Source organism: Sphingobacteriales bacterium (assembly GCA_016706405.1).
Lineage (GTDB): Bacteria > Bacteroidota > Bacteroidia > Chitinophagales > UBA2359 > BJ6.
In genome coordinates, this window is the sequence record JADJJT010000001.1 from 182,110 (window position 1) to 206,557 (window position 24,448).

General features: G+C 40.7%; 20 protein-coding genes and 1 pseudogene. 11 read left to right on the plus strand and 10 right to left on the minus strand.

All coding sequences use genetic code 11. The features are described from left to right. Nucleotides 1–48: 48 nt before the first annotated feature. From IPI59_00820 to IPI59_00845, 6 genes are all read right to left on the minus strand, one after another. Complete coding sequence (locus tag IPI59_00820; GenBank protein MBK7526114.1) at nt 49–894, minus strand: elongation factor Ts; 846 nt, start codon at nt 892–894, stop codon at nt 49–51. A 127-nt stretch (nt 895–1,021) separates the two neighbouring features. Continuing rightward, nucleotides 1,022–1,921, minus strand: coding sequence for a 30S ribosomal protein S2 (rpsB, locus tag IPI59_00825; GenBank protein ID MBK7526115.1), 900 nt, complete (start codon nt 1,919–1,921; stop codon nt 1,022–1,024). Nucleotides 1,922–2,248: 327 nt separating this feature from the next. Continuing rightward, nucleotides 2,249–2,635: a 30S ribosomal protein S9 gene (gene rpsI, locus IPI59_00830; protein MBK7526116.1), complete on the minus strand. Its 387-nt coding sequence runs from the start codon at nt 2,633–2,635 to the stop codon at nt 2,249–2,251. 23 nt (nt 2,636–2,658) lie between these two features. After that, entirely contained in the window at nt 2,659–3,108 is a 450-nt protein-coding gene (gene rplM, locus IPI59_00835) for a 50S ribosomal protein L13 (GenBank protein MBK7526117.1), read from the minus strand. 170 nt (nt 3,109–3,278) lie between these two features. After that, complete coding sequence (serC, locus tag IPI59_00840; protein MBK7526118.1) at nt 3,279–4,385, minus strand: 3-phosphoserine/phosphohydroxythreonine transaminase; 1,107 nt, start codon at nt 4,383–4,385, stop codon at nt 3,279–3,281. Between the two features lie 270 nt (nt 4,386–4,655). After that, nucleotides 4,656–5,258 (minus strand): DUF1573 domain-containing protein, encoded by a 603-nt coding sequence (locus IPI59_00845; GenBank protein ID MBK7526119.1) that lies wholly within the window; start codon nt 5,256–5,258, stop codon nt 4,656–4,658. Between the two features lie 464 nt (nt 5,259–5,722). Between IPI59_00845 and ric the strand changes: the two genes are divergently transcribed. The 5 genes from ric (at nt 5,723) to IPI59_00870 (ending at nt 9,656) form a co-directional block, all read left to right on the plus strand. After that, a complete protein-coding gene (gene ric, locus IPI59_00850) occupies nt 5,723–6,694 on the plus strand; it encodes an iron-sulfur cluster repair di-iron protein (protein ID MBK7526120.1) in 972 nt (323 codons plus the stop codon). Nucleotides 6,695–6,793: 99 nt separating this feature from the next. Then, a complete protein-coding gene (locus IPI59_00855) occupies nt 6,794–7,603 on the plus strand; it encodes a DUF2249 domain-containing protein (GenBank protein MBK7526121.1) in 810 nt (269 codons plus the stop codon). Between the two features lie 22 nt (nt 7,604–7,625). Further along, nucleotides 7,626–8,897 carry a cytochrome C oxidase subunit I gene (locus IPI59_00860; protein MBK7526122.1) on the plus strand — a complete coding sequence of 424 codons (1,272 nt, stop codon included), beginning with the start codon at nt 7,626–7,628 and terminating at the stop codon, nt 8,895–8,897. Next, nucleotides 8,897–9,220: a metal-sulfur cluster assembly factor gene (locus tag IPI59_00865; GenBank protein MBK7526123.1), complete on the plus strand. Its 324-nt coding sequence runs from the start codon at nt 8,897–8,899 to the stop codon at nt 9,218–9,220. The genes IPI59_00860 and IPI59_00865 overlap by 1 nt, the downstream gene beginning before the upstream one ends. A gap of 4 nt (nt 9,221–9,224) precedes the next feature. After that, complete coding sequence (locus IPI59_00870; GenBank protein MBK7526124.1) at nt 9,225–9,656, plus strand: Rrf2 family transcriptional regulator; 432 nt, start codon at nt 9,225–9,227, stop codon at nt 9,654–9,656. 159 nt (nt 9,657–9,815) lie between these two features. Here the strand turns inward: IPI59_00870 and IPI59_00875 are convergent, their stop codons facing one another. Next, nucleotides 9,816–12,362, minus strand: coding sequence for a M1 family metallopeptidase (locus IPI59_00875; protein ID MBK7526125.1), 2,547 nt, complete (start codon nt 12,360–12,362; stop codon nt 9,816–9,818). Nucleotides 12,363–12,536: 174 nt separating this feature from the next. On the opposite strand from IPI59_00875, the gene IPI59_00880 reads away from it, so the two are divergent. After that, nucleotides 12,537–13,766, plus strand: a complete 1,230-nt coding sequence (locus IPI59_00880) for a M48 family metallopeptidase (protein ID MBK7526126.1) — start codon at nt 12,537–12,539, stop codon at nt 13,764–13,766. 187 nt (nt 13,767–13,953) lie between these two features. Here the strand turns inward: IPI59_00880 and IPI59_00885 are convergent. Further along, nucleotides 13,954–14,720: pseudogene (locus IPI59_00885) on the minus strand (IS5 family transposase). A gap of 578 nt (nt 14,721–15,298) precedes the next feature. On the opposite strand from IPI59_00885, the gene IPI59_00890 reads away from it, so the two are divergent. From IPI59_00890 to IPI59_00905, 4 genes are all read left to right on the plus strand, one after another. Beyond that, complete coding sequence (locus IPI59_00890) at nt 15,299–16,090, plus strand: SPOR domain-containing protein (protein MBK7526127.1); 792 nt, start codon at nt 15,299–15,301, stop codon at nt 16,088–16,090. A gap of 93 nt (nt 16,091–16,183) precedes the next feature. Then, complete coding sequence (locus IPI59_00895; GenBank protein ID MBK7526128.1) at nt 16,184–16,954, plus strand: TIGR02757 family protein; 771 nt, start codon at nt 16,184–16,186, stop codon at nt 16,952–16,954. A gap of 192 nt (nt 16,955–17,146) precedes the next feature. Next, the gene (locus tag IPI59_00900) at nt 17,147–17,983 is read left to right on the plus strand and encodes a purine-nucleoside phosphorylase (protein ID MBK7526129.1); all 837 of its coding nucleotides are present in this window, start codon (nt 17,147–17,149) and stop codon (nt 17,981–17,983) included. A gap of 276 nt (nt 17,984–18,259) precedes the next feature. Continuing rightward, nucleotides 18,260–19,369 (plus strand): SPFH domain-containing protein, encoded by a 1,110-nt coding sequence (locus IPI59_00905; protein ID MBK7526130.1) that lies wholly within the window; start codon nt 18,260–18,262, stop codon nt 19,367–19,369. A 105-nt stretch (nt 19,370–19,474) separates the two neighbouring features. Here the strand turns inward: IPI59_00905 and IPI59_00910 are convergent, their stop codons facing one another. Continuing rightward, a complete protein-coding gene (locus IPI59_00910) occupies nt 19,475–20,146 on the minus strand; it encodes a CBS domain-containing protein (protein ID MBK7526131.1) in 672 nt (223 codons plus the stop codon). Nucleotides 20,147–20,516: 370 nt separating this feature from the next. On the opposite strand from IPI59_00910, the gene katG reads away from it, so the two are divergent. Further along, entirely contained in the window at nt 20,517–22,697 is a 2,181-nt protein-coding gene (gene katG, locus IPI59_00915; GenBank protein MBK7526132.1) for a catalase/peroxidase HPI, read from the plus strand. A gap of 170 nt (nt 22,698–22,867) precedes the next feature. Here katG and IPI59_00920 read toward each other — a convergent pair whose 3' ends face one another. Continuing rightward, nucleotides 22,868–24,304 carry a hypothetical protein gene (locus IPI59_00920; protein MBK7526133.1) on the minus strand — a complete coding sequence of 479 codons (1,437 nt, stop codon included), beginning with the start codon at nt 24,302–24,304 and terminating at the stop codon, nt 22,868–22,870. Between the last annotated feature and the right edge of the window lie 144 nt (nt 24,305–24,448).

Here is a 24,448-nt window from a genome sequence, read left to right on the forward strand (position 1 = left end):
TGTTTTGGTGGGTTGGTTCCATTTCCTTCATTCGGATTATTTTTTTAATTACGAGCCAATGGCTACACGGCAAAATCCAGTAGCAGCTAAATCTTTGTCTATGGTTTTTAAATATTGTCGTACTGTTAGCTCATTGTTTTTCACAAACTGTTGGTTAAGCAAGGTGCTATCTTTAAAAAACCGTTGTAATTTACCTTGGGCAATTTTGTCTAACATGTTTTCGGGTTTACCTTCTTGGCGGGCTTGGTCGCGGTAAATTTCCAGTTCTTTTTCAATAGTTTCTGGTGTAACCAAACTTTCATCTAAGGCTACTGGGCTCATGGCGGCAGTTTGCATTGCTATATCTTTACCGGCGGTTATAAATGCATCATTACCTTGTTTGTTTAGTGCAACTAATACGCCTATTTTGTTTCCGGCATGAATGTAAGGCACTACCAATTCGCCTTCTAAACGTTGGTATTTTGATACCTCTATTTTTTCGCCAATTTTGCCAACTTCGGCGGCAAGGCGCTCTTCAAGGCTAATTGAGCCATCGAACGAGGTGGCTAATAGCTCTTCTTTGGTAGCGGGGTATTTTTCTAAAGCCAATTGAGCCACTTGGTTGGCAAAAGCCACAAAGTCGGCATTTTTAGCTACAAAGTCTGTTTCGCTTGTTACAACCAAGGCGATACCCCGTTTGCCGTCAGCAGATGCAAGGGCAATTGCAGCGCCTTCTTTAGCTTCGCGGTCGGCGCGTTTTGCGGCCACTTTCTGGCCTTTTTTTCTTAGATATTCAATTGCCGCCTCAAAATCGCCCGCCGTTTCTTCAAGGGCTTTTTTGCAATCCATCATACCTGCACCGGTGGTTTGGCGCAACTCGTTGATTAAGGCAGCTGTAATTTTAACTTCAGCCATTTATATTTATCTTTGTTTATGGTTATTTTGCTTAATTAAATAAAACTGTTTTTTAGCATTCAAATTGATAGCTTGTTTCCGTCTGTACCTTATTATTAGATGGTTGTTACTATAACATTACTGCCTACTAACCGCGTGGGGGCCTTTTGCCGCCACCACGGTTACCCCCCCCTTGGCGGTCGTTGCTGTTGTTATTGTCTCCGCCACTACGTCTGCGGTTGCCACCTCTGCGGCGGTCGTCTTTTTCGTCGTCTTTACCACGTTCCGAAAAGCGTTCGTCCGAAAATTCCGCTTCAACTTCCTCGTTATTAGGGTTGTCAATTTGGTCTTGTTCGCGTTCTTTAAGGCCTTCCTCAATAGCAGCAATGATATAGTTGGTTATAATTGAAATTGATTTTGAAGCATCGTCATTTGCGGGTATGGCATAATCAACCAAAGTTGGGTCGGCATTTGTATCAACAATACCCACCGTAGTGAGGTTAAGTTTGTGGGCTTCGGCCAAGGCCAAATGTTCGTGCGATATATCAACAACAAACAATGCCGAGGGAGTGCGGTTTAGGTTGGCAATACCGCCCAAAACTTTGCTTAACTTTTCGCGTTCGCGTTCAAGCATTAAACGTTCTTTTTTTACCAAACCCACAGCACCTTCGGCAAGGGCTTTGTCTATTGTGTTCATTTTTTTAATAGACTTGCGTATGGTCGAAAAATTTGTTAACATGCCTCCTAACCAGCGGTCGGTAACAAAGGGCATGTTAATGCGGGTTGCGGCTTCGGCAATTATATCTTTTGCTTGTTTTTTTGTCGCCACAAACATAATTCTCCGTCCCGAGCGAGCTAACTGTTTAAGGGCTGCTGCGGCACGCACTAAACCTTCGTTTGTTTTGGCAAGGTCAATAATATGAATGCCTTTGCGTTCCATAAAAATATAGGGCAGCATTTTAGGGTTCCATTTTTTGCGTAAATGGCCAAAATGAACGCCAGCGTCTAACAACTCTTGTTGTGGTATGCCTTGAGGTAAACCTTCCATGTTATTTTATATAATAAATCTGAAATGACAGATATATATGGTGTTACAAATACGGTTAATAATAAAAAATTATACTAAGCAATGAAATTTGCCAACGGGCGGGGTTAATTAAACAGGCTAACTAATTAACTGTTTGTGAGGTTTTGTTTTTTTTGAAGTACTATACAATTTTTCCGGATAATCAATAATAATATTCAATTCATTGTTGTTTTATCCATCTTGGATTGCACTTTCGGTGTTACAGTTTTTATTCGGGATATATTTATTCTCCGGATAGTAAAAAAGTACAAGGCACAGCACAATATGCTTTTTGTCTGGCGTATTGTATTAGCGTTTACTGTACTGTTCTCTTTTACGTGCTTTGCGCAAGCCCGATTTTTTGCGTTCCACTTCACGGGGGTCGCGCGTCATTAAACCTTTGCTTCGCAGGGCGGGTTTAAGTTCGCTGTCCATAGCTACCAAAGCGCGGGCAATGCCTAAGCGAATGGCTTCGGCCTGGCCTTTAATACCACCGCCGTTAACATTTACTTTAACATCATATTTTCCTTCGCCCTCTACAGTGCGTAACGACTGCATTACGCTTTCGCGAAGGTAGTTAATGGGCATAAACTCTTCAAAAGTGCGGTCGTTAATAATAATACTCCCCGAGCCTGGCGATAAAAATACGCGGGCAATGGCAGCTTTACGACGACCTACGGCTACAAATTGTTCCATAATATAATAGGTGCAATAATTATTTATTTACTTATTTCAAAAATTTGAGGTTTTTGGGCTGCGTGTGGGTGTTGCTCGCCGGCATAAACAAACAGTTTTTTAATGATACGGCGGCCTAAACGATTTTTAGGCAACATGCCTTTAACGGCGTGCTCAATAACAAAATGGGGCTTGCGTTGCAACATTTGAGCTGGGGTAGCAAAGCGTTGCCCACCGGGGTAGCCCGTGTGCGACACATATTCTTTGTCGTGTAGTTTGCTGCCGGTAAAGCGAACTTTTTCGGCATTAATTACAATTACATGGTCGCCGCAATCAACGTGGGGAGTAAACGAGGGCTTGTTTTTGCCCCGTAAAATAGTAGCAATTTGGCTGCATAAACGGCCTGTTACCATGCCGTTGGCATCTATAATCCACCAGTTGGCTTTAACGTCTTCGGTACGAATTGATTTCGTCTTATAACTTAATGTATCCATTGGAATGAGGAAGAAAATCTATTTTTTTATTTCGGGCAGCAAAGATACAACTTTTTATCCGGATTTGTATCTGCGAAATGCCATTTTTTGAAATCTTTTTTTATAACTGCTTGATTATCAGGCAAATTTTGGCTAATTTTTTTTCAACCTATTAGGTCATAAGCTTTTTTTTATCCGTACTTTTGGGTAAATGCCTGCATTATTTCAGTTAAGTATTGCACACTTTTTAAAGGTATGGCATTGTAAAACGAAATCCTAAACCCACCAATGGTTCGGTGTCCGTCAATACCTGTAATTTGATTTTGAGCGGCAAATTGGGCAAAAACAGGTATTAAATCCGGATTTTTACAAGTAAAAACTGCGTTCATTTTTGAGCGATGCTGTGGGTGGGCATGGCCTTCAAACAAGGGGTTTTCATCTAACTCGGTATAAAAAGTTTGAGCTTTTAGCTGATTTTGCCGGGCAAGTTGCTCTAAGCCTTGTTGTTTAACCCATTGCAACATTAAATACGTGCAATACACCGAAAAAACGGGAGGGGTGCTGTATAAAGATTTGGCTTTTATATGTGCTTGATAGTTGAAGATATTAGGTAGTTGTTGGTTAGTTTGCGTTCCGGATTTTTGACTTTGCTGCAAAAATTCTTTCCGGATAGCTACTAAGGTAACACCTGCAGCGCCAATATTTTTTTGCACGCAGGCATATATAAAGCCTAAGCGTTCTATATTTTGCAGGGGTGCAGCCAATAAATCGCTCGAGGCATCGGCTACAATTGGGCAGTTTACAAGGGGCAGGGTTGCCCACTGCGTGCCATAAATGGTATTATTGGTAGTTAGGTGAAGGTAGGTGTATTGTTGTTTGTCGTTAAAATTTTGCGGCAGTTGGGGAAGGCATCGGTATTGTTGTGCTTCGGCACTATCAATTATTTGGCAGTTGGGGCGTATGCGTTGTGCTTCTAAGGCGGCCAATTTTGCCCAATGCCCCGATACTAAATAAGCGGCCTGCCCTTGAGGGTGCAGCAAATTTAACGGAACCATGGCAAACTGCTGACTTGCACCGCCAGGCAAAAGCAGTAGCTCAAAATCGGCGCTGGGTAATTGCAATAACTCTCGTGCCGTGTTTAGTGCTTCGTAAAGTATGGCTTTAAATGCTTCGCTTCGGTGCGATATAGATAAAATGCTAACACCGGTATTGTTAAAATTGGTAATTGCGGCTGCGGCTTGTGCATAAACCTGGGGCGGAAGGGCTGCCGGCCCAGCACAAAAATTATGAGACTGCATAAACTTGGAACAGGTAGTTGCAACTAACCGAATTAAGGACTTTAGATGAGTTGTAAGAAAGTGCCAGCAAAATTAAAGCATTTTTTTGAGCTTCTTAGAGGAGCAACCCGTTAAGATGTTTTATTTAAATCTAAACTAAAAAATAAAAGCCGAAGATGAAATTTATCATCTTCGGCTTTTATTTTTTTCGCTATTTAAATTCCGGATGTTTCCGGATAATAAATATTGTTTTGTAGTTCAGGTAAAAGAGCATCAAAATGCTGGCATAAATTATTTACCGGCAGGGGCTTTGCCACCTGGTTGAACTTGAATTTGCGGAGCACCACCAGCAGGAGCAGCAGCGGCAGCAGGGGCGTTAGGATCTGGAATAACGTTCGATTTGATGGTTAAGCGGGTTGGGTTAGGGTCGGTGTTGGCATTAATAGTAACGGTTTTGGTTTGTTGGTTCTTTTTGCCTTTCGAGTTAAACTCAACTTTAATTTCGCTGGTAGCGCCGGGGGCAATAGGTTCTTTGGGGAACGAAGGAACGGTGCAACCGCACGAGCCTTTAGCGCTGCTAATAATTAGGGGTTCTTTACCGGTGTTTTTAAATTTAAAGGTGTGGTTTACTACTTCACCTTCTTTAATATTGCCCCAGTCGTGTTCCATACCGCCTTCAAACTCAATAGTAGTTTTAGGCAAATTGGGGTCAACAGCATCTTCGGCGGGGGTAGCGGGGGGGGTAGCAGCGGTTTCGCCGCCGGGGGTAGTGGTGTTTTGTGTAGCAGCAGCATCGCCAGTTTTTTCTCCGCTCGATGCACCCGATTGGTTACAAGCAACGGCAAAAATGGCAACAACGGCCAATACTAAAAGGCTGAAAAATGATTTTTTCATGGTTGAAAAAAAGAAAATAAAAAATGATTTTGAAAATTGTTGTTAATAGCATAAAAACCGCACTAATTATACTTTGGTTCGGTTTCGTAGCACAAAGGTACGATGAGATTTTGGTTTTTCAACTAATCTTTTAGTTAAAAAACTATAAGAAGATTATTTTTTTCAAAAACAGCATATTTTTAACGATAATTAACAAATGAAACAAACTGAATTCCATGTGGTAACGTACAACGCGGGGCTGCTTCCGGAGAATAATAATTTCACTGTAATCACCTCCGGCTTAAACCGGCTTTACTAACAAACATCCGCTTCAACAGCCGTAATTTCTTAAACACAACCTTAGAAATTACCGCTGCTTGAAAAATTTATTTTCAAACCAATAAAAGTATTTGTTTACTTTTATTAAATATTGCCGTATCTTTGTGCCCGTACAACAAATTTATCATTTCAAAACAATAAATTCAATGGACACAATTGAAGCAGTAGCCAACAACGTACTTAACGTAACCTTATTAGAACCAAGAATGAAGCACCCAACCATTTTTGCATGGTTCGATAAACTTAATGAGGGCGAAGATTTTACCATCCATAACGACCACGACCCCAAACCGCTCTATTACCAATTGCTGGGCGAACGCGGAAATATTTTTACCTGGGAATACCTTGAACAAGGGCCAGAATGGTGGAAAGTAAAAATTGGCAAACGCAAACTCCACGATAACGATGAAACAATTGGCCAATTGGCTGCCAAAGATTTGCGCAAAGCTCAAATTTTTAAAAAATACGGCTTAGATTTTTGCTGCGGTGGAAAAAAAACAGTGAAAGAAGCCTGCAACGAAAAGGGTTTAGATGTTACCTTAATTGAACAGGAATTACAGCAGGCCGATAGAGCGCAAGACTTCCGCCCACTGCCCTACAATGAGTGGAATCTTGATTTTTTGGCCGACTATATTATTAATACCCACCACGCTTATATCCGGAAAAATCTTCCCGATATCAGAGCCTATGCCAACAAAGTTTTTCGTGTTCATGGCCAAAGACATCCCGAATTGGCAAAAGTATATCAATTAGTTGAGGCAGTAAACGCCGAACTTACAACACACCTACACAAGGAAGAGCAGATTTTATTTCCCTACATCAAACAGTTGGTGGCAGCCAAAAATAAGGTGCAAAACTTTGAACAAAGCCCCTTTGGAACGGTGCAAAACCCAATTAATATGATGGAAATGGAACACGAAACGGTTGGAAACGATTTAAAAGAATTGCGCCATTGCACAAATGATTTCGAACTGCCCGAAGATGCCTGTGCAAGTTACAGTTTGTTATACCGGATGCTCGATAAGTTTGAAAACGATTTGCATTTACATATTCACCTCGAGAACAATATTCTTTTTCCAAAGGCCGTTGAACTGGAAAAATCATTCGGCAAAAACTGATTTTACTTGTAAGCAATGGGCAAAATAAAGCATGTTTTTACAAATACAGCGTCTTTGTTTTGCCTATTGCCTGCTTAAAACAAAACTAAATGCTTTAATATGGACACAATAAATGCCAATACAAAAATTGCCACTATTTTGAAACAACACCCCGATGCTTTAGAGGCCATCATCAGCATTTCACCTAAGTTCAACAAACTCCGGAACCCATTGATGCGCAAACTAATTGCCTCGCGGGCTTCCATTTCTATGGCCAGTAAAATTGGTGGCTGCACAGTGGACGATTTTTTTAAAAAACTTCAACCACTTGGGTTTAGTGTAGATAAAACAACCACCGCCGATGATAATACCGAAATGAAAGAAATGCCCGGATTTATGAAAAACGCCTCTGCCGATAATATGGTTGAATTAGATGTGCGCAGCGTACTCGAAGGCGGTAAAGACCCGTTAAAACTTATTCTTGAAAAAACCAAGCAACTAAAAGCACAGCAAATTTTAAAGCTAATAAATAGTTTTGAGCCGATACCGCTTATTCAGTTGTTAGAAAAACAAGGCTACGAAACTTACTCCGAAGCCATTAACGACAATTTGGTTTATACGTATTTTTTTAAAACAGCAAATTCAAATAATGAAACGCCACAACTGAATAATAATTTCCTTGACTGGGATAAAATGGTAGCAAAATTTGAAGGAAAATTGGTAAATATTGATGTGCGTGCGCTTGAAATGCCTTTGCCTATGCTTACCATTTTAGATGAACTCGAAAAACTGCCATCCGGATACTGCCTGTATGTTTACCACAAACGCATCCCCGTTTTTTTGCTGCCCGAGTTAAAAGAAAGAAAATTTGAATATCGTATCAACGAAATAAGCGATGACGAGGTGCACCTTTTAATTTTCCGCACGTAAAATGTTTGCACCACAAATAGGAATGCCTACAACTAAAACTACTTCGTATAAAGTTATACTGCCGTTTTACCTGTATGCTTCGCTTTCGTTTTTGGCCGGATGTGTTTTGTTGTTCACCTCTAACCAAGCTTTTCTAAATCACTACTTCCACCCGCATATATTGGCCATTACACATACCATGGCCTTGGGCTGGGCCACCATGATAATATTAGGCGCAAGCCATCAGCTTGTACCGGTATTAATTGAAGGAAGGCTTTACAGCGAAAAACTTGCCTTTATTTCGTTTGTTTTTGCCGCAATCGGTATTCCCTTGCTTGTTTATGGATTTTACGTGTTCGATATGGGCACGCCAGCAAAATGGGGGGGGCATTTTATAGTACTTGCCGTGCTTACCTATCTTGTAAATATAGTGATAAGTATCCGGAGGGGTAAAAGCGAAAATGTTCATGCCATGTTCGTTTTTACGGCAACACTTTGGCTGTTTTTTACCGTGCTGCTGGGACTTTTGTTAGTTTATAATTTTACCACCCCAATACTTAATAAAGATTCGCTGCATTTTCTTTCCTTACATGCTCATGCCGGAATAGTTGGGTGGTTTTTGTTGTTAGTTGTTGGGGTTGCTTCGCGGTTAATTCCAATGTTTTTAATTTCAAAATATACCAATACCCGTTTGTTGTGGCGCATTTTTTATTTGATTAACGCCGCCATCGTCCTTTATTTGTTTGTTTTTTATAATGATTTTGGCGTAAAAGCAATTATTTTTGTTCCCGGATTGCTTGTGTTGAGCGCAGTTGGGCTGTTTATTTACTACTGCCGGATGGCCATCAAACAACGACTTCGCAAACAAATAGACGAGCAAATGAAAATGTCCCTAACATCGGTTGCCATGCTTTTGCTGCCGGTTGTGCTGTTGTTTATTTTTATTGGCATCTTGTTTTTTACTTCCGGAAACAAAATAAATCTGATTACAGCTTATGGCTTTTTAACCTTTTTCGGTTGGCTTACGGCCATCATTTTGGGCATGACCTTTAAAACATTGCCTTTTATTGTATGGAATAAAGTTTACCACCAACGCGCTGCATCCCAAAAAACGCCCAACCCCAAAGACTTGTTTAATCATCCGATATTCAAAATAATGAGTATCGTTTATCTATCCGGATTTTTACTTTTTGTTGTGGGCATTTTAGCATCGTGGCTCTTATTTTTAAAGGCAGGCTCCGTTTTTTTAATCGTAGCTGCCGTACTCTACAACTTGAATGTTTTTAAAATAATCACACATAAAGCCGTTATATAATGAATGTAATTACCAATTTTGAAATTAAGTGCAATATAGCCCTGGCAGGGTTAGAAAATGTTTACGACCCCGAAATTGGCCTTAGTGTTGTTGACCTTGGGCTAATCTACGAAATAAATTTTGAGGAAGACGGCAAAAAAATAATTTGCACCATGACGCTGACCACGCAGTTTTGCCCTATGGGCGAGTCAATTACCGATAGTGTCCGTCAATCTTTGCAGGCCTCCTTTGCTGACTACACCATAGAAGTAAACTTAAGCTTTGACCCCCCTTGGGATTACGAGCGAATTTCAGAAAACGGTCGCATATATTTAGGCAGATAAGCGTATGTTGAGTTTAACCTGTAAAGCCGCTGTTAAGGCAGTCGTATATTTAGGCGCTAAAACCTATCCGGAAAACAAAGCGAGCATAAAAGAAATAGCCGAGTACATCAATGAAAATGTGCATACAGTTGGTAAACTTTTACAAAAATTAGTAAAAGATGAAATTATATACAGCGTAAAAGGCCCATCCGGAGGTTTTTACATTACACCCAAGCAAAAAGAGCTGCCCGTAATCAATATTATTTATGCCATTGACGGTAAAGACGTTTTTAAGCAATGCGGTTTGGGGCTAAGTAAATGCAGCGAAATAAGGCCCTGCCCTTTTCATAACGACTTTAAACCCATTCGCGAGCTTTTTGAAAAAATGTGCACCGAAAAAAAAATAAGCGACCTGTGCGAAAATATTAACAGTGGGCTTGCCTATTTAATTGGATAAATTTTCGCCGAAACAAATAATCCTTCCGGAATTTGTTTGTTTGCCGGCATAAACACTTGTTCTCAGAAGAAAAAAAATAGTTTTACCTGAACCGACCCCACGTCGGCAATTTTATCTGAAAACTGAACAAAGCAAAAACGCATATTCAAAGCGGGCTAACTATAAAACAACCATCGTGCTGGCAAGCACATAACTATTGGTTTTAACGCTTACTTTGTAAGTGCCGGCTGTTAATGGCTGCGCAAGGTTTATAGTTATGCTTTGCTGCTGTGTGCCTCCAGTATTGTTTATATTTTGGGTGTAAATAATGCGCCCTGCCGAGTCAGCTACCTGTAAAATGGCCATCTGTGGTACGGCAGTAGCGGGCAAGCTAATATTTACGGCAAATTGCCCGTTGTTTGGGTTGGGTTGCACCTGTAAATAGCCTTGTTTGTGGCTGTTTGTATTATTGTTATTGGGTGGTTGGTTTAAGGCCGTAAGGTTTAAACAATCGTTAGGGGGCATGGTTAAAGTATCGGTGCGGTTGGGGTCGTTTATGGCTAAGGTATATTCGCCAAATTGCAACGAGGCAACCGTAAAACTGCCCATTTTGTCGGTTGCGCTGCCGCCTTTGTTAAGGGTGGCCGAGTTTAGTTTTTGCCAGTTAGCCGCGGCATTAGGCCTGTATAACAGCATTAGCGAGTTTTCGTTTAAGCCGCCAAACAAGGCAGCATCTAATAATCCGCCGTTATTAGAGCCATTATAATAAAAGCTGGCCTTTGCTTTAAAACTGCCCAAATTAACGCCGCCTATACGCCAATAATGGCGGTCGCTTAAAATCCATCCGGGCGGGGGTGTTTGTGGCCTGTCGGGGGGTGCCCAAATATGGTAAACATGCAGCAAATTAGTGTCCGAAACGGCATTAACCTCTAAATCTACTTGTGTATTGGGCAGCGTATAGTTGCCTGTTTTGGTTATCCAGCGTTGCGCTTGCAAACCTGCTAACGACAGCGTTTCGTTGGTATCAATGGCGGCGTAAATGGGGTAAAATGGCAGTTCAATATTTTGGGTAAAACTACAAGCCCCGCTCGAAAACACGCGGCGGGTAGTACTGTTAAGGTTTTGGTCGTAAAAAGTAATATCAACGGGTATGGCATTAAAATAATGATTTGTTTGATGCGTGTGCTGCCGCAAATAAACGGTAGCTACGGCATTGGTTCCTGCAAATTTAACGGCCATACTGTCTAAGGTTACGGCCACAAATCCGGGCTGAAAAACCCAGTCGTCAAAAAAATCGGTCAAATCCATGCCCGAACAATCGCTTAAAAAATCGCGCAGTTGGTAGCTGTTGGCGTTTTTAAGTGCAAAGGCAGCCGTATATTCTTTTAAACATTTAAAAAAGGCTTCGTTGCCCATATAGCCCCGCAGGGCATTTACCACTACGGCACCTTTGCGGTTAACGGTATTGCCATACGTGTACTCGGCAGGCACGCCCGCAACAGCGCGGTAGCCGTCGTCGGCAAGGTGGGCTTGGCGCAGCACATCTTCAAGGGTGGTGCGGCAGGCATCGCGGTAAGCCTGTGGCCCATAAACAAGCTCGGTAAAATAGTTTTCGCACCAGCTTGCCCACCCTTCGTTAAGCCACATATCGGCGGCAGTTTCGCAGGTTACTAAGTCGCCCCACCAATGGTGCGATAATTCGTGCGCCATTATAGCAGCTTCCCAGGTTAGGGTGCCATCAACAGCAAACAAAGGGTAGCCAATATTGGTGGCATGTTCCATAGCACCCGCATTAAAAGGTACTACGGTAAAACCTACGCGGGGCCAAATATAGGGGCCAAATGCCTGCTCGAAACCGCTGAACGCTTGGGGCAAATTTTGAAACGAAATTTTTGCATCGTCTAAATTTGCATCCGGAGCGGCAATGATGGCAGGAATTTTTCCGTTCATGCCCTCGTATTCGCTTTCAATGGTCGAAAAAGCACCTACGGCCACCGAAGCCAAATAAGTTGGTATGGGTACATCTAATTTCCAATGGGTAATTTTGGTGCCATCGCCCAATAAATCAATATTTTGAAGGGTGCCATTACAAAAAGCACTCATATTGCCTTTGGTGTGGATAGAAAATTGGTAAGTAGCGCGGTCTATAAAATTGTCGAGACAGGGAAACCAAGCACGCCCAAAATTAGGAGGGTCAATACCAATGCCTACGCCCATATTATAGGCGGTATTATTGCCAAAATAAAAGCCACCATACGTAGCAGTAGCGGGTTTGCCTTGGTACGATATGATAAAAGTAGCGGTGTCGGCGGCGTTTAGTGTTTTTTTGGTAAATATCCGGAGGAGTTCGCCTTGCTGCTCGTAATTTTCCGGATTTGTTTCATTGCCCCGGTAAACAGCACTAACGGCAAGGGCTTTAAGGTCGAGCAATATGGTATCTAAATTATTTATTTTTGAAGCCAAATGCACGGCGCAGGTTCCCGAAAGCTCTTTGCTGGCAAGGTCGGTCAGGTTTAAATTAAGGTGATAGTTTACTATATCGAGCGTATCGGAGCGCGAGGCGGCTGCCTGGGTTTTATTTGACTGGGCTGTAAATTTATGGTGGTTGTAAGCCGCAGAATTTTGATGATTGTGCTGGCAAGCGCCGGATATTGTTTGTGCATTTGAAGCGGTTAAAGCAAGCAGCAAAAATCCGGAAAAAAGGGCGGTAAATAGCTGTTTTTTCATGTAATTACATCTAAGTGTACGGTGGGCTGGCAAATTACGGTATTTTTTTGTTGTTCAGCCTATAATACTTGGTATTTGCGGGTATTTTTTTCGTTCAAAATTGCACTAACTTTGCGCAACATACAAATCAATTCCTTAGCTATAACTACTATTCAATTAATCAATAAATTAACGATGTACTTACTGCTTGTTATTATTGCTATTATTTTGGTGCAGTTTATTGTGCATAGTTGGCTTACGCGCCTAAATTTTAAGCATTGGCAGCCGCAGGTTCCCGAGTCTGTACGCGATGTATATACCTCCGAAGCCTACGGGCGGGCCCGCGAATACCAAGAAGACAACTATAATTTAAGCCAAAAATTAGGCTTTTTAAACTTGGCTTTAATGTTGGGCATGTTGCTTACAGGTGGGTTTGGCTGGTTAGACCAAATTTTATTAACCCAGTTCGGGCTAACTAATGAATTGCTGCGCGGGTTGGTATTTTTTGGTCTTATTGGGTTGGTAAGCGCAATTATATCGTTGCCGTTTGAGTGGTATAGCACTTTTACCATAGAGGCAAAATATGGATTTAACCGCAGTACGCCCAAATTGTTTTTTATGGATAAATTGCGTGGTATAATTATAAGCATTATAATTGGGCCTGCTATCTATTATTTACTGTATAAGTTTTATTATACCGCCGGCAATTTGTTTTGGCTCTACACATGGGCAGCTGTTACCATTTTTAGCTTGTTTATGTCTGCTTTTGGAGTAAAATTGTTTTTGCCCCTGTTCAACAAACTAAGCCCTTTAACCGACGATAATTTAAATACCTCCATTGAGCAGTATGCCAAAAAAGTACAGTTTCCGTATGGTAAAATTTTGGTTATAGACGGCTCGAAGCGCAGCACCAAGGCCAATGCCTTTTTTACCGGAATGGGCAGCACCCGCATGATTGTATTGTACGACACGTTGTTGGCCACCCAAACACACCCCGAAACCTTAGCCGTATTAGCCCACGAAGTGGGGCATTACAAGCGGTGGCACGTGTATAAAATGTTGTTAATAAGCACCCTTACAACTGGTTTTGCTTTGTTTGTTTTAGGTTATATTTTAAACAATTCGCAGCTAAGTACAGCCTTAGGGGCTGCGCAGCATTCGCTGCATGTAGGTTTGTTGGCTTTTGCTTTATTGTATAGCCCCATAAGCGAAGTGCTTAGTATTATTAGCAATATTTGGTCGCGGAAACACGAGTTTGAGGCCGATGATTACGCCAAACAAACTTATGGTGGAGAGGCTTTGGCCAGTGCGCTCAAAAAATTAACCGTTACAAATTTGGGCAATTTAACACCACATCCGGCATACGTTTTTGTACACTACAGTCATCCGCCGGTTGTGGCACGGCTGGCTGCTTTGGCAAAATAAAAAGAGTTGTTTGAATTTATATTATGGCCTATAGTTGTGCCCTATAAAATTAGGTAATATAATAAGTAGGCATCTTTTTTCCATTATCCAATAAATTATAATAACCCAACCTGTTGTTTACATGTAATTTTCAGTATTTTTGACAAATAATGAAATTATTTCAAAAAAATAAGAGCCTGTCTAAATTTTATTTTCTAATTCTATTAAGCATCAATTTTATCATGGCAAGTTGGATCATTGTCTGGCTCGTTTCGGTTTGGAACTCAAAGTCTTTACTCAATCTTCGATAGCTTTCGAGCCATGCAAAAGTTCTTTCAACAATCCATCTTTTTGGCAATACTTCGAATTTCGAGGCTGTATTCGATCTACTTACAACCTCAACCACCCACCCAAACGTTTTGCGGGTATTTTCAATTAACTCGCCTCTATACCCGCCATCAGCTACTATCTTTACCAATCTGCAAAACCTGCCTCTGAGGTCAGCTATAACCATTGGGGCTGATTTACTGTCATGCTCATTTGCCGCATGAACCACAACCGCTAAAAGTAGTCCCATTGTATCTACAATAATATGCCGCTTTCTGCCTTTAACTTTTTTACCCCCGTCAATCCCTCTGCACAAGCCTCCGACGCTTGTTGTCTTTACGCTCTGGCTATCAATTATACCAACACTTGGCGATGAAGCCCTGCCTGCTTGCTTTCGAGTCTTATCCTGAGTATTTCATGGATGAGTTCTATCGTCCCATCCTTCTTCCACTTGGTAAAATAGTAGTAAACAAGCTTCCATGACGGAAAATGGAACGGCAGCATGCGCCATTGACAGCCAGTTTTAAGCAAATAGAACAGCGCATTAAAAATTTCTCTTAAACTGTGTTTTCGTTTCCGTTTGTCGTCTAAAATGCCTAATATTGCACTCCATTGACTATCGGTGAGACTGCTTGGGTAGGTTTTCATTTTACTTTATGTGTTTGATTTTCATAAAGCTATGAATTATTATTTAAACGTCAAACTGATAGTCTTTTATTCACATCTCTTTTAATAACTTTTTTCCTATCAATTTTTAGGACTGGCATGCCAATTTTTAATTTTTAGACAGTCTCTAAAGGTAAGTTTGCACTTTTTGTAGCATTTTTACAATACAAAATCATATTTGTTCGTTTACCTTGGCAAAATATATTTAATAATTGCAAAATAAATCATATTAATTTGTTAGGCGAATAGCAAATAATTTCGTAAAAAAGAAGGCTAAGAATTGTATTTTCAATGTAAAAAAATTGTCATTATTTTGTCCTAAAAACAGGTCAGATGAAGAAAAAATCCGGAAGTTTTTGAACTAATACTTTCAAAATAATGTTTCCCTTTAATAGCAAAATGTTCAAGCTTTTTATTTTAGATGATATATTTTATTGATTATCTTGGAATCACGTTTTTTGGTATGTTTTTTGATGTAATAAATAGAACACAAACACTATAATTTAATACTCACAACTCTATTTTATTAAAACCTCCACAAGATTTAAATACATCGCAGTATGCAAAAAATATTTAGAAATAATGCTTTTTTAATGGTGCTTAGTTTTTTACTATCTCAGCCATTTTTAAGTGCCGACTCGCTTGAGTTGGCAAAGGAAAAGCATAATACCATGGCAGAACAATCGACAGCAAACATAGAAGTGTATAGTCATGTGGTAGTGGGTAGGGTTTTAGATATTGTAACAAAAAAGCCGGTAATGAGTGCATCAGTTGAAATTAAAGACTTTTTAAGCGATAATAAACAAGTTGCCTACTCGGATAAGTCGGGGCAGTTTACCTTTAGGTTAGAAGGCGGCAAACAATACCGACTAACAACCTTAAATAATACGGGCGAAATTGAAGATGCAAAAACTATAAGCACAATTGGTGCCGAACCTATAATTCAGGTTTTATTGTTTTGGAAAACCAATATCGAACAACCAGTTGTTTTAAAAAGAGGTACTAAAAACGAGATTAAATCTGATAATACCGCAAGCCCAATAAAAAAAGAAACGGAAAAAGTAAAAAAAGAAAAAGTAGTGTATAGAATTCAAGCTGGCTCTTTTTCAAAAGGCGGTCACAATTCAGCGGCAGCACGAATTGACAAATCTTTGACTATTAAAAGCGAAACAACAAACGGCGGCATGATTAGGTTAATGGTTGGCGAATTTTCAAATGTAAGTGATGCCCGCAAACTTTCGCACGATTTACAGAAAAAAGGCTTTGCAAAAGCATTTGTAGTTGTTTACGTTGATGGTTTGCGCACCAACCTAACTGCAACCCAAGCCGAACAAAAATATGAAAATAGATAGATAAAAGGAATATGTTAAACGAATCCGGATGAAACACCTTGTTGTTTTCTCCGGATTTTTTTATGTTACAATCTTTTGTCTAATTTTGTGGGTATGCTTAACACGCAAATTCTGCTTAACACGGCTGTATTGCACTACAATCAACCAAATTTTATTAATACCGACCCCATTTCGGTACCACATCGCTTTACACTTTTACAAGACCGCGAAATAATGGGATTTTGGGCAGCTATGTTAGCTTGGGGGCAACGGAAAACCATAATTGACAAAAGTTTAACCCTGGCCAACCTTATGGACAATGCCCCCTACGACTTTGTGCGCAACCATACCGCCAACGACCTAAAACCCTTTTTAAACTTTAAACACCGCACCTTTAATGCCACCGATGCCCTGTATTTTATAGCCTTTTTTAGCGATTACTATAAAAAAAACACCTCCCTTGAAACAGCATTTAGCCAATTTTTATTGCCGCAAAGTAAAACTATTGAGCCGGCCTTAATTGGTTTTCATAATTTGTTTTTTAGCCTGCCCGATTCCCCCGCCCGTACCCGCAAACACATCTCTACCCCCGCCCGCAGGGCTGCCTGCAAAAGACTGTGTATGTTTTTGCGCTGGATGGTACGCCGCGATAACCATGGCGTTGATTTTGGCCTTTGGCAGCAAATTAACCCTGCCCAATTATTATGCCCCTTAGATGTGCATGTTGACAGGGTTGCCCGTAAATTAAACTTATTAAACCACCCTAAAACAAATTGGCAAGCAGTACTTGAGCTAACCCAAAACTTGCGACAATTTGACCCCACCGACCCAGTAAAATACGACTTTGCTTTATTTGGCCTAAGCATTAACAACGAAATAATCTAAGAACAAGTTTTTTTCTCACATTAACAGTTGAAAAAGCAAACAAATGGCCAGACAAAAAAATTTAAAAAAGTCCCCATTAATGGTAGTTGGCAAACACCAAAATCGAAGAATATTTTGTTACAATTTTGTACCTTTGCTTGACAGATATTTTTTATCCAAAAACCTAAGAAAACCCTTAACCAAAGCACACCCATGAGCCATTTGCCCACCCTTATAGAAGAAACAGCACAATACCTTATAACCCAAACCAATAATTGGCAACCACGCTTTGCCATTATTTTAGGTACAGGTTTAGGTGGCTTGGTTCAGCAGGTTAAAATTGAATATAGCATAGATTACGCCCAAATTCCGCATTTTCCCGTTTCAACAGTCGAAAGCCACCACGGGCGCTTGGTATTTGGTTGGTTAGGTGGCCACAAAGTAGCTGTTATGCAAGGCCGGTTCCACTATTACGAAGGCTATAGTATGCAACAAGTAACTTTTCCGGTGCGCGTTTTTAAACGGCTGGGCATCGAAAAACTATTTATCTCAAACGTGTCGGGTAGCGTTTGCGAAGATTTGGATATTGGCGACTTTATGATATTGACCGACCACATCAACCTACAGCCCGAAAACCCTTTGCGAGGTGTTAATTATCCGGAATTGGGGCCGCGTTTCCCCGATTTTAGCCAGCCCTACGATCAAACGCTTATAAACAGGGCGCTTAGTATTGCCCAACAACAAGGCATTCCTTGCAAAACCGGCGTATATGCCAGCGTTAGTGGCCCAAATATCGAAACAAAAGCCGAATATATATGGCTTAACCGAATAGGGGCAAATGCCGTTGGCATGAGCACGGTTCCCGAGGCAATTGTAGCCGTACACACCGGATTGCCAATTTTTGCGGTCTCAATTATTACCGACGTAGGCTACCCACCTCACCGCGTAAAATCGCTTAGCCTCGAAGATGTTGTAGCCGTAGCCGCCCAAGCCGAGTCTAAACTTTGTATCCTTATGGAACAACTAATTGCCCAAGAAGAACCAATATAACTTTAACTTAATCGGTGCAACACCGCCAATACACCCTTGCTTGATTAAAAAAATAAAATGGAACTTTTTTAAACAGTTTTTTATTATACCATTTGTCCTTAAACAAACACAACATAATACAAGCAAAATTATTTGATTTATTGACAAGATGCCGATAAAATCATTCACTTTTTTTCCGGATATTTTTTTCCGGATGATTGAATGTGTTATAGGACCTGGTTTTCATTATTTTTAAAATATATTTTTTATTCAACCATAAAAACAAAATTATTCAAAATGGGATTTTTTGACAAATTTCGAGGCGAGTTTATTGATATAATCGAATGGCTCGACTCATCGCAAGACACTATGGTGTACCGTTTTGAACGCCACAACAACGAAATTAAAAACGGGGCTAAATTAGTGGTACGCGAAACACAAATTGCCGTTTTTGTTGACGAAGGCCGTATTGCCGACGTTTTTCAACCAGGTACACACTCGTTAGTAACTTCTAATTTACCAGTTTTATCAACGCTGCGTGGTTGGAAGTACGGCTTTGAAAGCCCCTTTAAATGCGAAGTTTACTTTGTAAACACCAAAATATTTACCGACAATAAATGGGGCACCAAAAACCCCATTATGATGCGCGATGCCGAGTTTGGCATGGTGCGTTTAAGGGCTTTTGGCAATTACAGTATGCGTATCCAAGATGCCCCCAAATTTATTAGCGAAATTGTAGGCACAAATGGCCATTTTACGGTAGAAAATATTGCCGAACAACTGAAGAATATTATTATTACCCGGTTTACCGATACAGTTGGCGAAAGCAAAATTCCGGTACTTGACCTTGCTTCAAATTACGACGATTTATCGAAGTTTATGGAGCAAAAAATTTGCCCCGAATTTGAAGTCTATGGGCTTGAATTAACTAAACTATTGGTCGAAAACATATCGCTGCCCCCCGAAGTGGAGGAAGTGCTTGACAAACGCACCAGCATGGGCATTGTTGGCGACTTAAGCAAATACATGCAATACCAAACCGCCAATGCAATGGAAAAAGCCGCCGAAAACCCCGGAAACGCCGGTATGGTTGTAGGCGTTGGTATGATGGGGCAAATGATGAACCAGGTAAATCAAACAAACCAGCAACAACAAAACACAAACGAGCGCAGCACAACACCACCCCCATTGCCCACTAAAAAATACCATCTTGGCATAAATGGCAATACAGCAGGCCCCTACACCATGGAAGAAATTGCGGTAATGGTAAAAACAGTTTCCAATTTTGAAATTACCCCCCAAACTTTAGTATGGACACAAGGTATGGAAAATTGGGCAGCCGCCGAAACAGTCCCCGATTTTCAGGCGTATTTTGCCAGTTTACCACCCCCATTACCACCACAATAATAGTGATACGTTAGTAATACGCTGCTATTTAGTTTTAATGCCTCCGGATAAAAACAGTAAGTTTCTTCCGGAGGCATTTTTTTTTACAAAAATCAAAACAATTTTTTAAATGTTTAAATAATTAAGCAACGAGTCGTACCGTTCTTGAAGGTCGGTATTAAAATTGCTTTCGGTATAAGCACCGTTAATAGTAATATCGTGGCGCTCAAAAGCAGCTAAAATAGCAGAAATATCTTGTGCATTAACTTTTAACGTAACGTTTAAAAGCATGGTGTCGGGGTTGGTTGTAGTGTAAGCGCTAATAACGGCAGCGCCGCACTCTTCAATAATACGAGCCAAATAAGCCAGCGAATAATCGCGTTGGTGCATTTCAACAACAATAATAGGGCCGGGCTCGTAAGCTGCGGTTAAATTGGCAAAATAATCTAATACTTTTTCAATAGTAACACAGCCTAAGTAGTCGGCATTTTGACTTAAAACAGGTACGGCTGTTATCCGGTAATCAATAAAAACTTTTAATAACTCACTTATAGGTTGATTTTCTATTACAAATGGGCGCAAATTGGCAAAATTCAACTCGGTTAACAAGTGGTGTTCGTGCAAATGCTCTATATCAATTAAAGCGTGTTCTTCAAGCAAGCCCAAATATTGCCCATTTTCGTCCACAACCGGTAAATGCTGCACATGAAAAGCAGTCATTGTTGCTAAGGCTTGTTCAAAATTATCGAGTGGGTTTAGGGTGGGTAAATTGCCAACTATTAAACTTTGTGCGTACATTTTTTGTTTTATTATTAGTTAATAGTAGTTTAAAATTATTGATTGTTGCGTATTATTAACTTAAAAATAGTTGCTTTTAGTGTGTTAAACTGAAAAAACAACAGCTTAATAACACGCACATCATTATGTTATATGTGATGAAAATGTTTATGTTTAAAAGTTAAAAATTAACCATATTTATGGCTGTCAATTAAAAAACATGCTTCAAATATTTTGCCAATAGCTGGCAAATTAGGAAAAATAGCTGGGGCTGCCAAGTAAACTTCATTTTATTTGATACAACAACTACCAAAATAAAAAGTTTTTTTTTCCGGATAGAACCCAATAAATAAACGAATGTACTAATATTATTTCAAACTTAACAATAAACATGACAGACAATTCAAAAAAGGGAAAATGCCCGGTTATGCACGGCGCAAACACCGACACAAGCAATCCTGTAACAAACTGGTGGCCAAATGCGCTTAATTTAGACATTTTGCACCAGCACGACACCAAAACAAACCCAATCGGCGAAGGCTTCAGTTACAGAGAAGCATTTAAACAATTAGATTTAGAGGCCATTAAAAACGACCTTAAAAACCTAATGACAGACAGCCAAAATTGGTGGCCAGCCGACTGGGGGCATTATGGCGGCTTGATGATTAGAATGGCCTGGCACAGCGCCGGAACCTATCGCTTAGCCGATGGTCGTGGTGGTGGCAATACCGGCAATCAGCGTTTTGCACCGCTCAACAGCTGGCCTGATAATGTAAGTTTAGACAAAGCCCGCCGACTATTATGGCCTGTTAAGAAAAAATATGGCAACAAAATTTCTTGGGCAGATTTGTTTATTCTTGCCGGAAATATGGCTTTAGAATCAATGGGTTTCAAAACTTTTGGGTTTGCAGGCGGACGCGAAGATATTTGGCATCCGGAAAAAGATATTTATTGGGGTGCCGAAAAAGAATGGTTGGCAAAAGAAAGATATGCCGACATGTCAAACGAAGAATCGCTTGAAAACCCCTTAGCAGCCGTTCAAATGGGCTTAATTTATGTCAATCCCGAAGGTGTGAACGGAAATCCTAACCCTTTAAAAACCGCCGAAGCCATGCGCGTTACATTTAAACGAATGGCCATGAACGATGAAGAAACCGCTGCCTTAACCGCAGGCGGCCACACCGTAGGAAAAGCACACGGAAATGGCAATGCCGCCGCCTTACAACCCAGCCCCGAAGGAGCACCTATTGAACACCAAGGACTTGGTTGGTATAACCCCAACGGAAAAGGAAATGCCGAGCACACGGTAAGCAGTGGCTTAGAAGGCGCTTGGACAACTTACCCAAACAAATGGAACCATACTTATTTTTATTTGCTGTTTACTTACGAATGGGAATTGAAAAAAAGCCCCGCCGGAGCTTGGCAATGGGAACCAATAAACATGAAAGAAGAAGATAAACCTTTTGATGCCCATTTACCCGGAATTCGCCGAAACCCAATAATGACCGATGCAGACATGGCTTTAAAAATAGACCCGGAGTACCGTAAAATAGCAGAACGTTTTTATAATGACCCCGAATATTTTGAGCAAGTATTTGCCAAAGCTTGGTTTAAACTCACTCACCGCGATTTAGGTCCCAAAAGCCGCTATTTGGGCGCCGACGTACCAAACGAAATTTTAATTTGGCAAGACCCAATTCCGGAAGTTAACTATACCCTGACCGAATCAGAAATTGAAACTTTAAAAACACAATTGCTAAATTGCGGCTTAACGGCCTCTGAACTCATCAACACGGCTTGGGATAGCGCGCGTACCTATAGAGGCTCGGACTACAGAGGCGGCGCTAATGGCGCAAGAATACGACTTGCCCCACAAAAAAACTGGGAGGGCAACGAACCGGAAAGACTTAATAAAGTGCTGGCAAAACTTAGCGAAATACAAGCAACGTTAACTAAAAAAGTAAGCATTGCCGACTTAATCGTTTTAGGTGGAACTGCCGCCATTGAAAAAGCAGCACAACAAGCAGGTGTAAATATTAAAGCTCCGATTACCCTTGGAAGAGGAGATGCAACCCAAGAAATGACCGATGTTGAGTCGTTTGCAGTGCTTGAACCCATACATGATGGCTACAGAAACTGGCAGAAAAAACAATATGCCCCCAAACCGGAAGAGATGCTGCTTGACAGAACACAATTAATGGGGCTTACAGCACCCGAAATGACCGTTTTAATTGGTGGAATGCGTGTTTTAGGAACAAACTACGGCGCAAGCAAACACGGTGTTTTAACTGACAGAGAAGGTGTTTTAACTAACGACTTTTTTGTAAATATTACCGATATGCGCTACAAATGGTTACCCATTTCGGAAGACTTGTACCATATTGTGGACAGAAAAACAGAAGAAGTGAAATGGACAGCTACAAGGGTTGATTTAATTTTTGGCAGCAACTCAATTTTACGCGCTTATGCCGAATTTTACGCACAAGACGACAATAAAGAAAAATTTGTACACGACTTTATTAAAGCTTGGGCAAAAGTAATGAACAACGACCGCTTTGATTTATTAAAATAAATTATGAAAACCAATCAAAGCTAAACTAATTTTGTAAATCATGGATCATGGCGGGGCATAGCAAACGTATTTACGCGCTACGCCCCGCTTTTGTTTCACCTCGCATTTTTCTTAGTAATTAAGGGAGCAAAATTTGCCGTTATTTATATGCTCCGATGATTTTTAGTATGCTATTCCGCTACGTAGTCTGCCGTTTCGTTTTCTATAAAAGGTATTACTTGTACGGTAGCTTGTGTACCCAAATAGCGCTTAACCACTTTTTCCATTAAATGGTGGTGGTTGCGCTTGGGCAATGCCTCGGCAATGGCATAGGGGGTATTAAGCCAGTTGGGATTAAAATAGCCAAAGGCCACCACAAGGCCATCTTGCACCAATACAGCCGATTTTTCATCGAAACTGCGACCTTCGTCAATAACTATAAAATTAATATCTTGAAAAAACTCGCCTCGCAAAGCCTTTTTTAAGCGATGGTTGTAAATGCGCGCTTTTTCTTTGCCACAACAAGCACCTAAACAATTCCCCAAATGAAAACTACTGCACCCCGACTTTGAATTTAATGGCCGCTCGAGGCCACATAAGGCCGGGCACAAATTGTGCTTTTGCACTTTTCGCTCTAAGTATTTTACGGCATCGGGGCGGCGGTTAAATTGCTGTAACGCTTCTTGCGGGCGGGCGGCCTTGTCTAAGGGCGATATTCTTAACTGGGTGTATCCAAACGAGTTGGTAGATTTAAAAATACCAAAATGCGGCATATTTGTACCCATCCGGTTAAAACTTGGCTGATGCTTGTTAATTTCTTCTAACTGTTCTAACTCGGCAATTAAAGTATTACCGCAAACCTCCCAACTTATTTCATTTACATGTTTAACAATATTTTCGCGGCGTTGCGCTTTAGGGTTGCGAAATGTTTTAAACGTTTCGCGGCGAATATCGGCGCTGGCATCAATATATATAATTTTACCTTTTTGATTATAATAGTAAACTTTGCCAGGCTCTTCGGGTATTTGGTTCAAATGTTGTGCCGAAATTTGGGGGGGCAATTTTTGAAAAACACTTTGGCTAAAAACCAATTCGTTTACCCAATGATGCGCTTTTTCGTGTGCAAATAAATATTTTAAAAGATGCAGGGTAGCTAAGGCATCGCTATAAGCGCGGTGGTGGTCGTCTAAGGGTATAGCAAGGTCGGTGCAAAGGGCATCTAAGCCAAAAGTAGTGCGGTGGGGCAACAACTCGCGCGATAGTTTTACCGTGCATAGTTTGGGCATGTTAAAGGCAATACCTAATCGTTTAAACTCCGAGCGAATAAAAGCGTAATCGTATTGGGCGTTATGGGCAACTAAAATGGCATTTTGCGTTATATTTAACAACTCTTGCGCTACTGCATCAAACGTGGGGGCGTTGGCAACCATTTCGTTGGTAATGCCGGTAAGCTGGGTTATAAACGGCGGAATTAGTACAGACGGATTTATAAGCGTGCAAAACTGTTGGGTAATAGTGTTGCCATTAAAACGGTAAACGGCAATTTCGGTAATACGGTCGCGTTGGGCGCTACCGCCCGTAGCCTCAATATCAACTACAGTAAATTCGTAATTGTCAACAAAATGCATAAAGATTTTTTAAAACGGCAAATTGTTTTGCTTAAAATTGTGTTTAATGAACAGGTAATAATGCAAAGGTAGCCAATGTTTTGGGCTGAACTATGTAAATTTTGTATTTTATTTTCAGAATTATAGTTTTAAACTATTTTTTAA

Bases quoted from the DNA above. Each gene is read 5' to 3' on its own strand.
- IPI59_00820 (MBK7526114.1), bottom strand. From the start codon at position 894: ATGGCTGAAGTTAAAATTACAGCTGCCTTAATCAACGAGTTGCGCCAA.
- rpsB (MBK7526115.1), bottom strand. From the start codon at position 1,921: ATGGAAGGTTTACCTCAAGGCATACCACAACAAGAGTTGTTAGACGCT.
- rpsI (MBK7526116.1), bottom strand. From the start codon at position 2,635: ATGGAACAATTTGTAGCCGTAGGTCGTCGTAAAGCTGCCATTGCCCGC.
- rplM (MBK7526117.1), bottom strand. From the start codon at position 3,108: ATGGATACATTAAGTTATAAGACGAAATCAATTCGTACCGAAGACGTT.
- serC (MBK7526118.1), bottom strand. From the start codon at position 4,385: ATGCAGTCTCATAATTTTTGTGCTGGGCCGGCAGCCCTTCCGCCCCAG.
- IPI59_00845 (MBK7526119.1), bottom strand. From the start codon at position 5,258: ATGAAAAAATCATTTTTCAGCCTTTTAGTATTGGCCGTTGTTGCCATT.
- ric (MBK7526120.1), top strand. From the start codon at position 5,723: ATGGACACAATTGAAGCAGTAGCCAACAACGTACTTAACGTAACCTTA.
- IPI59_00855 (MBK7526121.1), top strand. From the start codon at position 6,794: ATGGACACAATAAATGCCAATACAAAAATTGCCACTATTTTGAAACAA.
- IPI59_00860 (MBK7526122.1), top strand. From the start codon at position 7,626: ATGCCTACAACTAAAACTACTTCGTATAAAGTTATACTGCCGTTTTAC.
- IPI59_00865 (MBK7526123.1), top strand. From the start codon at position 8,897: ATGAATGTAATTACCAATTTTGAAATTAAGTGCAATATAGCCCTGGCA.
- IPI59_00870 (MBK7526124.1), top strand. From the start codon at position 9,225: ATGTTGAGTTTAACCTGTAAAGCCGCTGTTAAGGCAGTCGTATATTTA.
- IPI59_00875 (MBK7526125.1), bottom strand. From the start codon at position 12,362: ATGAAAAAACAGCTATTTACCGCCCTTTTTTCCGGATTTTTGCTGCTT.
- IPI59_00880 (MBK7526126.1), top strand. From the start codon at position 12,537: ATGTACTTACTGCTTGTTATTATTGCTATTATTTTGGTGCAGTTTATT.
- IPI59_00890 (MBK7526127.1), top strand. From the start codon at position 15,299: ATGCAAAAAATATTTAGAAATAATGCTTTTTTAATGGTGCTTAGTTTT.
- IPI59_00895 (MBK7526128.1), top strand. From the start codon at position 16,184: ATGCTTAACACGCAAATTCTGCTTAACACGGCTGTATTGCACTACAAT.
- IPI59_00900 (MBK7526129.1), top strand. From the start codon at position 17,147: ATGAGCCATTTGCCCACCCTTATAGAAGAAACAGCACAATACCTTATA.
- IPI59_00905 (MBK7526130.1), top strand. From the start codon at position 18,260: ATGGGATTTTTTGACAAATTTCGAGGCGAGTTTATTGATATAATCGAA.
- IPI59_00910 (MBK7526131.1), bottom strand. From the start codon at position 20,146: ATGTACGCACAAAGTTTAATAGTTGGCAATTTACCCACCCTAAACCCA.
- katG (MBK7526132.1), top strand. From the start codon at position 20,517: ATGACAGACAATTCAAAAAAGGGAAAATGCCCGGTTATGCACGGCGCA.
- IPI59_00920 (MBK7526133.1), bottom strand. From the start codon at position 24,304: ATGCATTTTGTTGACAATTACGAATTTACTGTAGTTGATATTGAGGCT.